The 1,463-nt window shown below is 33.6% G+C and carries 1 protein-coding gene; it reads left to right on the forward strand.

The genetic code is table 11. The features are described 5' to 3' along the window. Nucleotides 1–1,461: fumarate hydratase (locus tag CRV01_RS11975; RefSeq protein WP_129008470.1), on the forward strand; the 1,461-nt coding region annotated here is incomplete at its 5' end. Between the last annotated feature and the right edge of the window lie 2 nt (nt 1,462–1,463).

Consider the following 1,463-nt stretch of genomic DNA (forward strand, 5'->3'; position numbering starts at 1 on the left):
GATAGTATAGCAGATGCCTGTCAATATATCTCTTTTTACCATCCAGAAGATTTTGTAAAAGGAATGGTAGAAGCATACGAAAAAGAGGAGTCAGAAGCAGCAAAAAATGCAATAGGACAAATTTTAATAAACTCAAAAATGTGTGCAATGGGACATAGACCATTATGTCAAGATACAGGGAGCGTAAATATTTTCATCAAAGTTGGTTTAAAAGCTGATTTAGATATTTCAAGAGATTTAGAAGATGTATTAAATGAAGGTGTAGCAAAAGGTTATACAGACCCAGATAATACATTAAGATATTCTGTTGTATCTGACCCAGCAGGTGAAAGAAAAAATACTAAAAATAATACTCCAGCAGTAATTCACTATAGTGTAGATAACTCAGATAAAATAGAGATTACAGTAGCAGCAAAAGGTGGAGGAAGTGAAAATAAATCTAAATTCACTGTATTAAACCCATCAGATGATATCTATACTTGGGTTATGGATAATGTAGCACAAATGGGAGCTGGATGGTGTCCTCCAGGAATCTTAGGTATTGGTATTGGTGGAAATCCAGAAAAGTCAATGCTTTTAGCAAAAGAAGCTTTAATGGGTCATGTTGATATTCATGAACTTAAAGAAAGAGGTCCACAAAATGCAGTTGAAGAGTTAAGACTAAGACTGTATGAAGATATCAATAAAATTGGTATTGGTGCACAAGGACTTGGTGGTATCACTACTGTATTAGATGTAAAAATCTTAGACTACCCATGTCATGCAGCTTCACTTCCTGTAGCTATGATTCCTAACTGTGCAGCTACTAGACATATTCATTTTGAATTAGATGGAAATGGAGCAGCTAAATTTAATAAACCTGATTTAGACCTTTGGCCAGATATTGAATTACCAATGGATACAATCAAAAGAGTAAATATTGAAGATTTAACAAAAGAAAACCTATCTCAATTTAAATCAGGAGATACTCTACTTCTATCTGGAAAAATCTTAACTGCAAGGGATGCAGCACATAAGAAAATAGTTGAATATAAAAATGCTAATAAACCACTTCCAAATGGAGTTGACTTAAAAGATAGATTTATTTATTATGTTGGACCAGTTGATCCTGTACGTGATGAGAAAGTTGGACCTGCAGGACCAACTACATCTACAAGAATGGATAAATTTACTAAAGATATGATGGAAATAGGAATCATGGGAATGATTGGTAAGGCTGAAAGAAAGCAACCAACAATTGATTTAATCAAAGAGTATAAATCAATGTATTTAATAGCAACTGGTGGAGCTGCTTATTTAATTTCTCAATCTATCAAAGATGCAAAAGTATTAGCATTTGAAGAGATGGGAATGGAAGCTATCTATGAGTTTGAAGTAAAAGATATGCCTGTTACTGTTGCAGTTGATACAGAAGGTACTTCTATTCATACTACTGGCCCTGCTAAGTGGAGAGCTATTTAAAA

This window comes from Arcobacter sp. CECT 8983, assembly GCF_004118855.1.
Taxonomy (GTDB): Bacteria; Campylobacterota; Campylobacteria; order Campylobacterales; family Arcobacteraceae; genus Halarcobacter.